Genomic DNA, 13,986 nt, shown 5'->3' with positions numbered 1-13,986 from the left:
CGTCAAAACGAAATCGAGTCGTCCTCCACCAGTCCGCCGAGGTCGTAGACGTCGGCATTGCGGATATCGGTGATCAGCATGTGGCCCGGGTCGTGGGTGATGGCGAAGGGGAGCCGGGCCGTCTCCAACACCGCCTGGGGCGTGACGCCGCACGCCCAGAATACCGGAACCTCCCCCGCCGCCACCGGCACCGCATCGCCGTAGTCGGGGGATTGCAGGTCGGCGATGCCGATCGCCGCCGGGTCGCCGAAGTGCACCGGCGCGCCGTGCGCCAAGGGCATGCGATCCGACAGGCAGATCGCGCGGATCGCGTCGGCGGGCGCGAACGGGCGCATCGACACCACCAGCGGGCCGGAGAAGCGGCCGCGCGGCATCGTCGGAATCGCAGTCTTGAACATCGGCACGTTGCAGCCGCAATCAATATGACGCACCGCAAGACCGGCATGCAGCAGCGCGTGCTCGAACGAGAAGGAGCAGCCGAGGGCGAACACCACCAGGTCGTCGCGCCACAGCGCGGCGATGTCGCTCACCCGGTCGGTGCAGCGGCCGTCGCGGTAGACGCGGTAGCCGCAAAGGTCGGTGCGGATGTCGAGGTCCTCGGCCACGCCGGGGATGCCCGCCTCGCCCGCGCGGGAGACGCCCAACAGCGGACAGGGCTTGGGGTTGGCGCGGCAGAAGGCGAGGAAATCGGCGGCGTGTTCCCGCGGCAGGATCGCCAGGTTGGCCTGCATGAAGCCGTCCGCCATGCCCGCCGTCGGCGCGTCCACCGCGCCCGCGCGGATGCGGGCGCGGACCTCGCGCGCGCTCATCGACCTGAGGGAAGAGGAATCGCCGGGTGTCATCGTCCGTCTCCGCCTGGGTATCGCAAAGACGTTATGGTGACAAATGTTATTGATCGCGTCCAAACGCGAATCCTGATGGTTTCCCATCAGGATTGCCTATGGATTAGGCCGCAGCGCCGGAGTGCTCAATCGCTGTGCGGTAGGCGAGGTCGGAAACCGCGCGCGGCAGCGCCGTATCCGCCGCATGGGGAAACGACGCGGTGAAGGTGAGCGCGGGCAGCGCCACGGAGACCCGCAGCGGCACCAGCACGCCGCGGTCCAACTCGCCCTGCACGATCTCCTGCGGCAGGGCGCACACGCCGATGCCGTCCACCGCCATGCGCACGATGGTGGCGATGGACGAGCTGTTGTGGATGCGCGCGCGCTCCCCCGCATCGCGGAAGATGGAGAGGATGTCCATGTTGGGGCGCGAGTTGCGCGGAAAGGTGATCACCGGGATGCGGCGCAGGTCGTCGAGGCCGAGGGTGCGCCCGTGCAGGCCGAGGCGCGGGCTGCCCACCCAGACCAGGGGATAGGTGCTCAACGGCAGATTCTCGATTTCCGGGTGCGCGATCGGCCCCATCAGCAGGCCGAGATCGATCTCCCGCGCGATCAGGCGGCGCGAGAGATTGGCGGTGATGTCGATGTCGAGTTCCAGCGAGAGCGCCGGATAGGTCTGGGCGAGGCGTTCGATCAGGCGCGGCAGCCAGGTGTGGGCGATCGTCTCCACCACGCCGAGGACGATGGTGCCCTGGATCGCCGCGGGGTCGCCGACCTTGGCCAGCATCTCGCTTTTCAGCGCCAGCACCCGCTCGGCATAGGGCAGCAGGTCGCGCCCCTTGGCGGTCAGCGTCACGGCGCGGGCGCTGCGTTCGAACAGGCGCACCCCGAGTTCCTCCTCGAGCGCGCGGATGCGCGCGGAGACCGAGGGCTGGGTGGTGTTGAGGCGATCGGCGGCAAGGCGGAAACCGCCGAGGCGCGCGATCCACAGAAACGTCTCGAGAGCGCGAAAGTCCATGTCCGTTGCGGCCCCGCCATGGCTGAAAAACCGTGATGGATTATACGGATAGGACCGGAAGAGGGAAAGCGGACTCTCGGGGTGGCGGAAACAAGTACGTTCTAATGTTACATCGGGATTGACAGACCCCGCATCAGCCTGTACCACCGCTTTCGACGGTGTTCGCGGGGGTTGCCCCGCGGATGAAAAGGGAATCCGGTGCGGCGCGCGCAGGCGCGCCAAGGCCGGAGCTGCCTCCGCAACTGTAAGCGGCGAGCGCCCGGACCGAGAAAGCCACTGGCATGGAAATCCATGCCGGGAAGGCGGTCCGCAGACGCATTGACCCGCAAGCCAGGAGACCTGCCGTCGGACGTCGCTTTCTTCCGCGCGGGGGTGCGGGGGGACGGTTTCCGACCGTTGCGGTGACGTACTTCGCCGCGGCGGGACGGTGTTCTCCTCTCCCCCACGGCATCGACGACACAACCGGCGCGCGGCGACGGAGGCCCGCGCTCAAGGGGGAAACGATGCGACAGACGCACACTCCATTTCCGCGGCGGCTCGGCGCCGGACTTCTGGTTCTTTCCGCGGCCGCCGCCACGCCCGCCTTCGCCGACGAGGCGCAGGACCTCGGCAAGATGGTGATCTCCGCCGACCGCACCGCCACGCCGGTGGCGCAGACCGGCAGCACCGTCACCGTGATCACCGCCGAGGACATCGCCAAGAAGCAGGCGGTCACCGCGCTCGACGTGCTCCGCGAGGTGCCGGGCGTCTCCAGCTACGGCAACGGCGGCATCGGCAAAACGACCAGCCTGTCGATCCGCGGCATGGGCGACGCCTACATCAAGATCCTCATCGACGGCATGGACGTCAGCGACGTTTCGGGGGCCGCCTCCAGCTACGACCTCACCCACCTGCTCGCCGACGACATCGAGCGCATCGAGGTGCTGCGCGGCAACCAGAGCACGCTCTACGGCTCCAGCGCCATCGGCGGCGTGATCTCGATCACCACCAAGTCGGGCAAGGGCTCGGGCAAGGCGATCGGCGGCGACGGCGGCTTCGAGTGGGGCAGCTACGGCACCGCCAGGGGCCACGTCAACGCCCGCGGCGAAAGCGGCGGCGTCTACTACAGCGCCGGGCTTTCCGGCCTCACCACCCAGGGCTTCGACGTCTCGCCGATCGGCGCCGACACCGGCGAGAGCGACGGCTACAAGAACCGTTCCGCCAACCTGCGCGTCGGCTCCGACCTGATCACCGATCTCGGCATTCTCGACCGCCTGAACGTCGAGGCGCTGGGCAGCACCATCGAGGCCCACACCGAATACGACGGCAGCGCCACCGCCGACAACGACCGCGACATCCGCTCGGTGCAGCGCTCGGGCAAGGTCTCGGTCTCCGCCGACCTGTTCGAAGGCCTGCTCGCCAACACCGTCTCGGCGGCGCAAAGCCGGATACGGCGCGACTACTACACCAACGACAAGCGCAACAACTACTTCGACAGCGAGGTCACCAAGTACGAATACACCGGCACGCTGAAGCCCCTGGACCACCATGCCGTGGTCTTCGGCGCGGACCACGAACGCCAGCACATGCGGACCTACAGCGTGTCGGCCAAGGAGATCACCAACGACGGCTACTTCGCCAACTATCAGCTCGGCCTGCTCGACGACGCCCTGACCCTGACCGCGGGCGCGCGCCAGGACGACCACTCGGCCTTCGGCGACACCACCACCCACCGCGGCACCGCGGCCTACCGCATCCCCGACTGGGGCACCCGCCTGCACGCCAGCTACGGCACCGGCTTCCGCGCCCCCAGCCTCTACCAGCTCTACGAACCGACCTACGGCGACCCCGGCCTCAAGGCGGAGGAAAGCCGGGGCTACGACGTGGGCATCGAGCAGAGCTTCCTCGACGACCGCCTGGTCATCGACACCACCTTCTTCAACACCCGCCTGAACAACGCCATTACCTACGACTTTGCCACCAGCAAGTACGCGCAGACCGCCTCGGCGCGGGTCTACGGCCAGGAGACCAGCGCCACCGCCCAGGTCAGCGACGAGGTTTCGGTGTCCGCCGGTCACACCTGGATGCAGGCGCGCGACAACACCACCGGCCAGGTGCTGGCGACCCGCCCGCACCACCAGGGCAACCTCCGCGTCGCCTATGCGCCGGACGAGGTGAAGGGTCTCGACGCCTGGGTGAAGGCGCGCTTCGCCACCTGGAGCTACGACTCCGCCAACACCAGCAGCAAACCCTTCATCGGCGGCTACACGGTGTTCGACCTCGGCGCGACCTACGCGATCACCGATTGGGCGAGCGTCTACGGCCGCCTCGAGAACATCGCCGACAAGGACTATCACACCAAGAGCTGGTACGCGGAAAGCGGCCGCGCCGGCTATGTCGGCGCGCGGATGAAGTTCTGAGCCTTTGCCGGGGCGTCCCCTGCGGGCGCCCCGCGCTCACTTGCGCAGGATCGAGCCGCTCTCGCCCGCCGCGGCGCGCAGATGCTCCACGAGCAGCCGCACCGGCGCGGGCAGCCGCCGCTCCGAATAGGCGACGGCGATCTCCGCCGTCGCCACCTCGTCGGCAAGCGGACGGTAGACCACGTCCGGCAGATGCAGGTTGCACACCGAATCCGGCACCAGGGCAACGCCCAGCCCCGCCCCCGCCAGGTTGACGATGGTGGCGAACTGCGAGGCGCGGTAGGCCACCTGCGGCGAGAACCCCGCCGCCGCGCAGATGCGGTGGATGTGTCCGGCGAAGCCCATGGAGGGCGGCAGGTGGGTCAGGATAAAAGATTCCCCCCGCAGCGCGGACAGGGAGAGACTCTCCCGCGCCGCGAGGGGATGGTCGCGACGCAGCGCGACGAAGATGGTCTCGCGGTGGATGGTCACGGTGCGCACCGTATCCGGCAGTTCGGCGGCGGGCAGGCGGATGAACCCCACGTCGAGGCGCCCCGCGGCGACCTCCAGGAGCTGACGGTCCATATCCACCTCGTGGAAGTTGAGTTCCACATCGCGGGCGATCTGGCGGAAGCCGTGAATCGCCTCCGCCAGGATGCCGCCGTAGGCGGCCGAGCCGACGTAGCCGATTTCCAGGGAGCCGATCTCGCCGCGCCCGGCACGCAGGCCCTGCGCCTCGGTGCGGTGCATCTGGCGCAGCAGCGCCTCGGCCTCGGGCAGAAGGGCGGTCCCCGCGGCGGCGAGCGCGACGCTGCGCCGCGTGCGCTCGAACAGGCGCACCCCGAGGTATTCCTCCATCGCCTTGATCTGATGCGTCAAGGCGGGCTGCGCGATGTGCAGCTTCTCGGCGGCGCGGCCGAAGTGCAGCTCATGCGCCAGGGTGACGAAGTATTCGTACTGCCGGAGCGTCAGCATCGGCTCCTCCCCTTGTATCTCGCGTCCGGCGCGGCGGCCGCGCCGGACGCCCGTGGCGTCAGTTCATCAGGTTCGGGATGAACAGCGACAACTGCGGGAAGCTCAGGATCAGCACCATCACCACCGCCTCGGCGTAGAGGAACCAGCTTGTCCCCCGCACCACCTCGGAGAAGGTGATCTGTCCCTTCACCGCCGCGGTGACGACGTAGAGGTTCAAGCCGATGGGCGGCGTGAGCAGGCCGATCTCGACGAACTTGACGACGATCACGCCGAACCAGATCACGTCGATACCCATGACGCTGACCGCGGGCGCGAGAATCGGCAGGGTCACCAGCATCAGGCCGACCGCATCCAGAAACATCCCCAGCACCAGATAGAACACCGAGATCATCAGCAGGAACAGCGGAAGGTTGTCGGACAGGCCGCGGATCAGCCCGCCGATCACCAGGGGCACCCGGCTGATGGTGAGAAACTGGCTGAACAGCACCGCGCCGATGGCGATGAAGAAGATCGCGGCGGTGGTGCCGGCGGTGTCCTTGACCACGGCGAGCAGCATGGCGCGGTTGAGGCGTCCGCTCAGCGCCGCGACGATCAGCGCGAGGGCGGAGCCCGCCGCGCCCGCCTCGGTGGCGGTGACGATGCCGCTGTAGATGCCGCCGATGATGCCGATGAAGATGATCGGCAGCGGCCATGCCTGGGCGAGCAGGCGCAGCTTCTCCTCCATCGGCACCGCATCGTTGGTGCGCGGCGCGAGCGAGGGGTTGAGCGTGGTGCGGATCACCACCAGGCCGAAGTACGCGGCCATGGTCAGGAGGCCGGGGATGATGCCCGCCATCAGAAGCTTGCTGACCGAGGTCTCCATGAAGGTGGCATAGAGGATGAAGTGGATGCTGGGCGGGATCAGCGCGCCCAGCGTGCCGGAGGCGGCGACGACGCCGGAGGCGAGGCCCTTGTCGTATCCGGCGCGCAGCATCTCCGGCACCGCGAGGCGCGACATCGCCCCGGCCATGGCGACGCTGGAACCGGAGGTGGCGGCGAACCCGGCGCTGGCGCAGGTGGTGGCGAGCGCCAGCCCGCCGGGGAGGAAGGAGAGCCAGGCCCGCGCCGCGCGGTAGAGCATGGTGGCGAGCCCGGAGTGATAGGCGACGTTGCCCATGAACAGGAACATCGGCACCGCCGTCATCGTCCAGTGCGCGGCGAAATCGAAGGTCGCCGCGCCGAGGATGGAAAGCGCGGCGGTCTGGCCGCGGATGAGCAGCACGCCCACCGCGGCGGTGCCGCCGAGCGCCACCCCGATCGGGATGCGCAGCGCCGCCAGCAGCAGCACGCAGGCAATTCCCATGCAGCCGATCTGGACCGCGCTCATGACCCGTTCTCCTCGCTGATGGTGTCCTCGGGTTCGAGATCCCGTATCTCATCGACGTCCAGTTCCTCCTGCTCGCCGCCCCGGAGGAACGCGGCGATGCGGACCGCCACCAGCGCCGCCATGGCGGCGATGGCGGCGAAGGCGATCCACCGCGCCGGCCAGATCGGCAGATAGGCGACGAGGGCGTCGATCTCCTCGAACTCGGCGGTGCGGCGCAGCGCCTGGCGCCCGAGGGCGAGGGCGAAGGCCGCAAGGTAGGCGAGCGTCAGCGCCTGGCCGATCACGTAGACCGCGGCGCGGCCCTTGCGCGGCAGCAGGCGGTAGATCACGTCCACCATGATGTGATGCTTCTGATACGCGGCGACGAAGCTCCCCACGAAGATGATGATGACCATGTAGTAGTAGCTCACGATCTCCATCGCCCCGGTGGCCGGGATGTGCAGGAAGCTTCGCCCCAGTGCGTCCAGCGTGACATGAACCAGCATCAGGAGCGTTGCGGCGCCGGTGAGGATGACCCCCACCCGTGCCATCAGCTTGAATGCGGGCATGTCACTTCCCCCAGATCTTGGTCCTGAGCATCTGCACGTAGGCCGCTTCGTCCGGCTTGGCGTCGTCGATCAGCTTCTGCCACTTGGCGATGTTGGCGATCAGCGCCTCGGCGACCTTGGAACCGTCCTTGACGCCACGCCCGGCCGCGGTCTTGGCCGACTGGGTACGCTGCAATTCCTGGAAGGCGGCACGCGCATCCGACATCTCCTTCGACGGCGCAAGGAAGGTGATGCCCTTCTTCTCCGCGGCGACGCGGGCGACCTTCTCCTCGTCGAGGTAGGCATAGACGGTGCGCGCGATGCCGATGATCGCGGCATCTTCGAGGATGCCGCGGTCCTTGGCGGAGAGGCGCTTCCACACCTCCTCGGAGACGTTGAGCAGGGAGCCGCCCTGGAAGGCGCCCATCGGCATTTCCAGCACCGTCTCGGTGACCTCCACCAGCGACAGCGAGCTGAGCCAGGAGACCGCGCCGATCACGCAGTCCACCTGCTTGCGCTGCATCGCCTCGTAGGACTCGCTGTTGGGAATGTTGACCGGGATCGCGCCGATGCTCTGCGCCCAGCGCCCCATGTCCTCGCCGGCGACGCGCATGCGCTTGCCCTTGAGGGTGAAGCCTTCCGGCTTCGCGGCGCAGAGCGCGTTGTAGGGCGGCGCGCCGTAGGTGGCGAGGAAGTGCACGTTGTGCTTGGTGAACTCGGCCAGGCACTGCGGGCAATCGTTGACCACGGTGTCGGAAATCGCTGCGGAGATCACCCGGGTGTCGGCGTTCCAGAAGGACATGTCGTTGATGATCGAATTGATCGGCACCTCGGTGGGGAAGTAGAGGTTCACCAGCATGCCGCCGTCCATCAGGCCGTCCTGGATCGCGCTGAGGCTGGTCTTGCCCGAGGCGATGGAACCCGAGGGATAGAACTCGAAGACGATGTCGCCGTTGGTCTTGGTCTTCACCGTGTCGATGAAGGCCTGGATTCCCTTGCTGGAGGAATGCGACGGCGGCAGATAGCTGCCGTAGGTCAGCCGTTCCTTCGCCAGGGCGGTTCCCGAGGCGGCCGCAAGCATCATCGTGGCGGCCATCGATACGCGCATCACTGTATTCATGACGTCCTCCCTTTATTGTCGTGCCGTCGTTTCCGTCAGCCGGCGGGTTTCGCCGCCGCTTTCACGGGCAGGTAGTTGCGTCCGTCCACATAGGCCTTGCGCCACCGCGTGATCGCCACGCGTGCGAACAGGCCGGCGGCGTGGAAGGGATCGCGGCCGATGAAATCCTCCGCCGCCTCCCGGGTCTCCACGGCGACGATGTAGATGCCGCCGCCCAGATCCGTGCCGTCGTCGTTGAGCTTGGCCCCGCAGGCGAGCAGCAGGGACGCATTCTCCACGAGGAACTCCAGATGTTTGTCCCGCACCGCCATGCGCAACGGCAGGCTGTCGGGTTTGTCGAAGGTTTCGATCAGATAAGGCATGCCGCGTCCTCCTTTCGCATCAGGCTCTTGAGCGCATCGCGGTCGATTTCGACGCCGCTGCCCGGCCCGGTGGGCACGATCAGGCAAAAATCCTCGTAGCGCACCGGCGCCACCACCGGGTCGGCGGTCATCAGGAGCGGCCCGAACAGCTGGTTGCCGAGGGAAACCGACGACACGGTGGAGAAGAACTGCGCATGCGCCGCCACGCCCAGCGAGGATTCCAGCATGGTGCCCGCGAACATGCGGAAGCCCGCGGCCTCGGCGATGGAGACCACCGCCCGCGTCGCGGTGGGGCCGCCGTGCTTGCCGAGTTTCACCGAGAAGGCGTCGCAGGCGTGCGCCGCGGCGAAGCGCAGCGCATCCTGCGGCGTCTCCACCGGCTCGTCGGCCATGATCAGGCAGGGGAAGCGCCCGGTCAGCCGCCGCATCGCCTCGACGTTGTCGGCGCGCACCGGCTGCTCGACCACGGTGATGCCCGCCTCGGCGAGCTGGGGGATGAAGCGCATCGCGGTGGGCTCGTCCCAGCTCTGGTTGACGTCTACGCGCAGTTCCACGCCGTCGCCGAGCTCTTTGGCGACGCGGCGCACCCGGGCGAGATCGTCTTCCGGCGCGCCCTTGCCGACCTTGAGCAGGAAGCAGCGGAAGAGCTTTTGCTCGAACAGCTTCTTCGCTTCGGCGATGTCCGCCTCCGCCTCGCCCGCGCCGAGCACCCACAGCCCGGCGATGCGGTCGTGCCGCCGCCCGCCGAACAGGGCGGACATCGGCACCCCGGCGCGGCGCGCCATCAGGTCCGCCACCGCCAGTTCCACCGCGGATTTCGCATAGGGATTGCGCTTGATTGCGGTTTCCATGCGCGCCGCGGCACCGCCGAGACTGGAAATCTCCGTGCCGACCAGCGCGGGGGCCAGGCTCGTCCGCACCACCTGCGCCATGGTTTCCACCGTCTCGGCGCCATAGCCGGGAATGGTGGCGGCCTCGCCCCACCCTTCCTCTCCGTCGTCGGTGACGATGCGGACGACAACGTTGGACTGCACTTCGATCGTCGCCATGGCGAGCTTGTGCGGCCGCTTCAGGGGCAGGTCCACCACTCCGCACCGCACCTCGGCGATTCTCGCGGTGTTGAGACCGATCGGGTCGAGCGCCTCGCGCATTTTTATCATACCTCCTGCTGCCTCAGGGACATCCACTCTATCGGGTGGGAAGATGCTCGAGAGTCGCAGTCGGCAAGATATAACTCCAATATATCTTTTCGTTTTATTTATTATTTTTAGTTATTATTCGGAAACGCCGTGCAATCCTCCGGGGTTGCGCGCTCCGGCGGGCGGAGGTATCACGGAAGCCTTCCAAGCAGCTTCCGGAACCCGCCATGAGCCTCGAATCCGCCAGGGCCTTCCTCGCCGAAAAGGCCCCCGACCTCGCCGTCGTCGAACTGCCGCAGAGCACCGCCACGGTGGAGCTGGCCGCCGCCGGGTTCGGCGTCGAACCCGCGCGCATCGCGAAAACCCTGTCGCTCAAGGTGGAGGGCAAGGCGCTGCTGGTGGTCGCCTGCGGCACCGCGCGGCTCGACAACAAAAAGGCCAAGGCCGCCTTCGGCGGCAAGGCACGCATGCTCGAAGCCGAGGAAGTGGTGGAGATCACCGGCCACCCGGTGGGCGGGGTCTGCCCGTTCGGCCTCGCCTCGCCGCTGCCGGTCTATTGCGACGTGTCGCTCCAGGCCTTCGACGAGGTGCTGCCCGCCGCGGGCTCGACCAACAGCGCCCTGCGCATCTCCCCCGCCCGCCTCGCCGAGATCACCGGCGCGGCCTGGGTGGACGTCTGCAAGGACCCGGAGTAGCCCGCCGCCCTCCGCCGTAACGGATCCGTGGCCCGCCACATTCCGCTTGTATTTTAACGAACGTTCTTATTAATATAACCCCGCCCTTCAGCCCCATCCGGAGCGCCGCATGCCGCGCACCCGCATTCTCGACGACGACACCGTGCTCGACCACGCCATCGCCCTGTTCTGGCGGCGCGGCTATGCCGGCACCTCGATCCGCGACGTTTCGGAGGCCTCCGGCCTCGGCGCAGCCGCGCTCTACCACCGCTTCGGCGACAAGGACGGCCTGTTCGTCGAGGCCCTGCGCCGCTATGCCGAGGAAGGCCCGGCCGAACGCATGGCGCGGTTTTCCGCCCTGGCGGACCCGCTGGCGGCGGTTTCCGGCTTCCTTCACGAATTGGCCGACCTCTCGATCTCGGACCCCGAGCGGCGCGGCTGCTTCCTCGTCAACACCGCCCTCGACGGCGCCGCCACGGTGCCGGGCGCGCGCGGCCTCGCCCGCGCGCGGCTGGACGAGATGAAGGATTTCTTCCGCGCCCAGGTGTGCCGCGCCGAGGCCGCGGGGCGGCTCTCCCCGGACGCGGACCCCGACGCCCTGGCCGAAAGCCTTCTCGCCTGCGCCCTGGCGATGCGCGTCCTCGCGCGCATCGATCCCGACCCCGGCCGCCTGCGCCGCCTCGTCGATGCGGCGCTTGCGCCCCTCCTCCCCCGGGAGGCGCGTCCCCCGCACCGACCGCCTTCCCTCTCCGGCAAAGGAGCCCCCGCACCATGACCGCCTCCCCCGTCTCCGCTTCCGAACACGCCACGCTGCCGCCGCTCACCGGAATCCGCGCCTGCGTCTTCGACGCCTACGGCACGATCTTCGACTTCGCCTCCGCCGCCGCAAGCTGCCCCGGCATTCCGGAGGACCGCCGCGCCGCGCTGACCGCGCTGTGGCGCGACAAGCAGTTGCAATACACCTGGCTGCGCGCGCTCTTGGGCCGCTATGCCGATTTCTGGCAGATCACCGCCGACAGCCTGGATTACGCCCTCGACAGCCTGGATATCCGCACGCCGGGGCTGCACCGGCGGCTGATGGACCTCTACCTCGGCCTGTCCGCCTTCCCCGAGGTCCCCGGAATGCTGCGCGCCCTGCGGCAGGCGGGGTTCACCACCGCGATCCTCTCCAACGGCGCGCCCGCGATGCTGGAGGCCGCGGTCGCCAACGCCGGACTCACCGGCCTGTTCGATGCGGTGTTCTCGGTCGATCCGCTGCGCACCTTCAAACCCCACCCCTCGGTCTACCGTTCCGCCGTCGATGGCCTCGGCGTGACCGCGCAGGAGGTCTCCTTCCAGTCCTCCAACCCCTGGGACGCCCATGCCGCTTCCGTCTGCGGCATGCGGGTGGTGTGGTGCAACCGCTACGGCCAGCGCGGCGAGCGCCTGCCCGGCGCGCCGGACCGCGAAATCCGCACCCTGGCGGAGCTGCCCGCCTGCCTCGCCCCGCCGACGCTCACCGCCTGAGGTTCGGGAACGGACGGTGCGCCCGCCGCAAACGGGAGAATCCCGCCGCGCCACGACCCTTCGGGACAAATCAGGAACTATGGGTATGGCGCCGAAACCGGGCCGCCGCCGGTGCGGACGGCGCGGAGGGGGGCAGCCCTCCACGCCGTCCTGGGTTCACGCCTTGCGCAGGCGTGCCGCGGCGGCCTTGGCCGCCGCCTCGTCGATCGCCCCGCCGCCCTTGGCGGTCTCGGCGATCAAGCGGATGACGCCGACGCCCTCGGCGGCGGCCACTGCCTCCACCACCGGCAGGTTGCGCGAGTGGAAGCCGACCATGCCGTAGACGATGTCGAGCGGCGGCACGGCGGGCGCGGCGGGCACCGCCTCGCGGAAGCCGCCGTCGATGAAGTCGAACAGCGCGAAGGGGTCGATGCCGGTGTCGATGCCGAGCTTGCCGAGGACCGTCACCAGCATTTCGGTGGGGGCGTTGCCGGCGCTGCGCGCCAGCCCGGTGAGCGCCCCGTCGAGCGAGGATGCCCCCGCCTCCAGCGCGGCAAGCGCGTTGGCGATGGAGAGGCCGAGATTGTTGTGGCCGTGGAAGCCGACCGGAATGCCCACCCGGTCCACCAGCGCGGCGACGCGGTCGCGCACCTCGGCAGGCAGCAGGGTGCCCGCCGAATCCATGATCGTCACCACCTGGGCGCCGTAGCTCTCCACCTTATGGGCGCTCTCGGCAAGTTCCCTGGGCGAGAGCATGTGCGCCTCGATCAGGCTGTAGCGCACCATGATCCCCGCCTTGCGGATGCGCTCGATCACCGGCGCGGAGGCCTCCACCTTGCGGCAGTTGGCGCCGACGCGCAAAAAGCCGAGGCGGTAGCCGGTGGCGAGCGCATGCTGCGCATCGCCGTACCAGTCGGGACGGCAGAACATGCCGATCTCGCCCTCGCCGAACATCGGCGACACCGCCTTGAGGTAGTCCTCGTCGGCGACCTTTCCCTTCGGCGAGCCGATGCCGGAGGCGCGGCCGAACTCGATGCCGCGCACGCCGGCGTCGAGCAGCCCGCGCACCACCTGCGCCGCCCCCGCGGCGGAGAAGCCGCCTGCGAGGGCGTGGCCGCCGTCGCGCAGGGTACAATCGAAGATTTCGAGCATCAGTCCTCTCCTTCGCTGAGAATGTCGATCAACACCCGTTCGTCGATGTTGCCGCCGCTCAAGACGGCGCACACCGGACCCTCGCAGGGCGGAATCAGGCCCTGCATCACTGCCGCCGCCACCACCGCGCCGGACGGCTCGATCACCAGCTTGCTGCGGCGGAGCAGGCCGCGCACCGCGGCGCGGATCGCCGCCTCGCTCACCGTGACCACGCCATCGACGTACTTTTGCGCCACCGCGAACGGCAGGGCGCCGGGGCGGGTGCCGCGCAGGCCGTCGGCGATCGTCGCCGGGGTGGCGGGCAGTTCGACGATCTCGCCCTTGTCGAGCGACATCTTCATGCAGCAGCCGATCTCCGGCTCGACGCCGTAGACCTTGACCGCGGGATTGCTCTCCTTGATCGCGGTGGCGATGCCCGCGATCAGGCCGCCGCCGCCCACCGGAACCACCACCGCCCCGAGGCCGGGGAGGGAGTCCAGGATTTCCAGGCCGATCGTCCCCTGCCCCGCGGCGATCAGCGGGTCGTCGTGGGAGTGGACGAACAGCATGCCCTCCTCGTCGGCGAGGGTGTGGGCGTAGGCGCGGCGCTCCTTGGAGCTGCGGCCGTAGGCGACGACGCGCGCCCCCAGCGCCTTGAGGCCGGACATCTTGATCGGCGTGCAGCCGTCGGGGACGATCACCGTCGCCGGGCAGCCGAGCCGCGCGGCGATGAACGCGACGCCGAGACCGTGGTTGCCCGACGAAGCGGTGACCACACCCTTGGCGAGCGCCTCCCTGCCCAGGGAGAGCAGAAGGCTGCCGGCGCCGCGCGCCTTGAACGAGCCGGTCGCCTGCAGGCTTTCCGGCTTGAGGTAGACCGGCCCCCCGCCCGCCTGGTCGAGCCAGGGCGCGGGGAGGACCGGGGTTGCCAGGACGTGAGGCCGGATCCGGCCTCGCGCCTCCTGGATATCGGACAATGCGATCACAAAA

General features: G+C 68.8%; 14 protein-coding genes and 1 riboswitch. Of the genes, 4 read left to right on the top strand and 10 right to left on the bottom strand.

The window, feature by feature from the left end:
* Positions 1–2: 2 nt before the first annotated feature.
* Complete coding sequence (locus O7R11_RS11655) at positions 3–842, bottom strand: putative hydro-lyase (protein ID WP_337997696.1); 840 nt, start codon at positions 840–842, stop codon at positions 3–5.
* A gap of 103 nt (positions 843–945) precedes the next feature.
* Positions 946–1,839 (bottom strand): LysR family transcriptional regulator, encoded by an 894-nt coding sequence (locus O7R11_RS11650; RefSeq protein ID WP_337997695.1) that lies wholly within the window; start codon positions 1,837–1,839, stop codon positions 946–948.
* Between the two features lie 139 nt (positions 1,840–1,978).
* A riboswitch (cobalamin riboswitch) is annotated at positions 1,979–2,200 on the top strand.
* Positions 2,201–2,342: 142 nt separating this feature from the next.
* On the opposite strand from O7R11_RS11650, the gene O7R11_RS11645 reads away from it, so the two are divergent.
* Positions 2,343–4,238, top strand: coding sequence for a TonB-dependent receptor plug domain-containing protein (locus O7R11_RS11645; RefSeq protein ID WP_337997694.1), 1,896 nt, complete (start codon positions 2,343–2,345; stop codon positions 4,236–4,238).
* Between the two features lie 36 nt (positions 4,239–4,274).
* On the opposite strand, the gene O7R11_RS11640 is transcribed toward O7R11_RS11645, so the two are convergent.
* From O7R11_RS11640 to O7R11_RS11615, 6 genes are read right to left on the bottom strand one after another with little or no spacing between them, the layout of a single operon-like run.
* Positions 4,275–5,192, bottom strand: a complete 918-nt coding sequence (locus tag O7R11_RS11640) for a LysR substrate-binding domain-containing protein (RefSeq protein WP_337997693.1) — start codon at positions 5,190–5,192, stop codon at positions 4,275–4,277.
* A gap of 58 nt (positions 5,193–5,250) precedes the next feature.
* The gene (locus O7R11_RS11635; RefSeq protein ID WP_337997692.1) at positions 5,251–6,558 is read right to left on the bottom strand and encodes a TRAP transporter large permease; all 1,308 of its coding nucleotides are present in this window, start codon (positions 6,556–6,558) and stop codon (positions 5,251–5,253) included.
* Positions 6,555–7,106, bottom strand: a complete 552-nt coding sequence (locus tag O7R11_RS11630) for a TRAP transporter small permease (protein ID WP_337997691.1) — start codon at positions 7,104–7,106, stop codon at positions 6,555–6,557. The genes O7R11_RS11635 and O7R11_RS11630 overlap by 4 nt, the downstream gene beginning before the upstream one ends.
* 1 nt (position 7,107) lies before the next feature.
* Complete coding sequence (locus O7R11_RS11625; RefSeq protein ID WP_337997690.1) at positions 7,108–8,205, bottom strand: C4-dicarboxylate TRAP transporter substrate-binding protein; 1,098 nt, start codon at positions 8,203–8,205, stop codon at positions 7,108–7,110.
* Positions 8,206–8,240: 35 nt separating this feature from the next.
* Positions 8,241–8,567, bottom strand: a complete 327-nt coding sequence (locus O7R11_RS11620) for a YciI family protein (protein ID WP_337997689.1) — start codon at positions 8,565–8,567, stop codon at positions 8,241–8,243.
* The gene (locus tag O7R11_RS11615; RefSeq protein WP_337997688.1) at positions 8,555–9,727 is read right to left on the bottom strand and encodes a muconate/chloromuconate family cycloisomerase; all 1,173 of its coding nucleotides are present in this window, start codon (positions 9,725–9,727) and stop codon (positions 8,555–8,557) included. Before O7R11_RS11615 ends, O7R11_RS11620 begins: the two co-directional genes overlap by 13 nt.
* Positions 9,728–9,933: 206 nt before the next feature.
* On the opposite strand from O7R11_RS11615, the gene O7R11_RS11610 reads away from it, so the two are divergent.
* From O7R11_RS11610 to O7R11_RS11600, 3 genes are all read left to right on the top strand, one after another.
* Positions 9,934–10,401, top strand: coding sequence for a YbaK/EbsC family protein (locus O7R11_RS11610; protein ID WP_337997687.1), 468 nt, complete (start codon positions 9,934–9,936; stop codon positions 10,399–10,401).
* 109 nt (positions 10,402–10,510) lie between these two features.
* The gene (locus O7R11_RS11605; RefSeq protein ID WP_337997686.1) at positions 10,511–11,155 is read left to right on the top strand and encodes a TetR/AcrR family transcriptional regulator; all 645 of its coding nucleotides are present in this window, start codon (positions 10,511–10,513) and stop codon (positions 11,153–11,155) included.
* A complete protein-coding gene (locus tag O7R11_RS11600; RefSeq protein ID WP_337997685.1) occupies positions 11,152–11,886 on the top strand; it encodes a haloacid dehalogenase type II in 735 nt (244 codons plus the stop codon). Before O7R11_RS11605 ends, O7R11_RS11600 begins: the two co-directional genes overlap by 4 nt.
* Positions 11,887–12,042: 156 nt before the next feature.
* Here the strand turns inward: O7R11_RS11600 and O7R11_RS11595 are convergent, their stop codons facing one another.
* Positions 12,043–13,017, bottom strand: coding sequence for a beta/alpha barrel domain-containing protein (locus O7R11_RS11595; protein ID WP_337997684.1), 975 nt, complete (start codon positions 13,015–13,017; stop codon positions 12,043–12,045).
* The gene (locus O7R11_RS11590; protein ID WP_337997683.1) at positions 13,017–13,982 is read right to left on the bottom strand and encodes a threonine ammonia-lyase; all 966 of its coding nucleotides are present in this window, start codon (positions 13,980–13,982) and stop codon (positions 13,017–13,019) included. Before O7R11_RS11590 ends, O7R11_RS11595 begins: the two co-directional genes overlap by 1 nt.
* Between the last annotated feature and the right edge of the window lie 4 nt (positions 13,983–13,986).

The sequence above is a fragment of the Oleispirillum naphthae genome, assembly GCA_027864655.1.
Classification (GTDB): Bacteria; Pseudomonadota; Alphaproteobacteria; order Rhodospirillales; family Rhodospirillaceae; genus Oleispirillum; species Oleispirillum naphthae.
The sequence above is the reverse complement of the archived record's forward strand: the minus strand, read 5'-3'. Positions and strand labels throughout refer to the sequence as shown.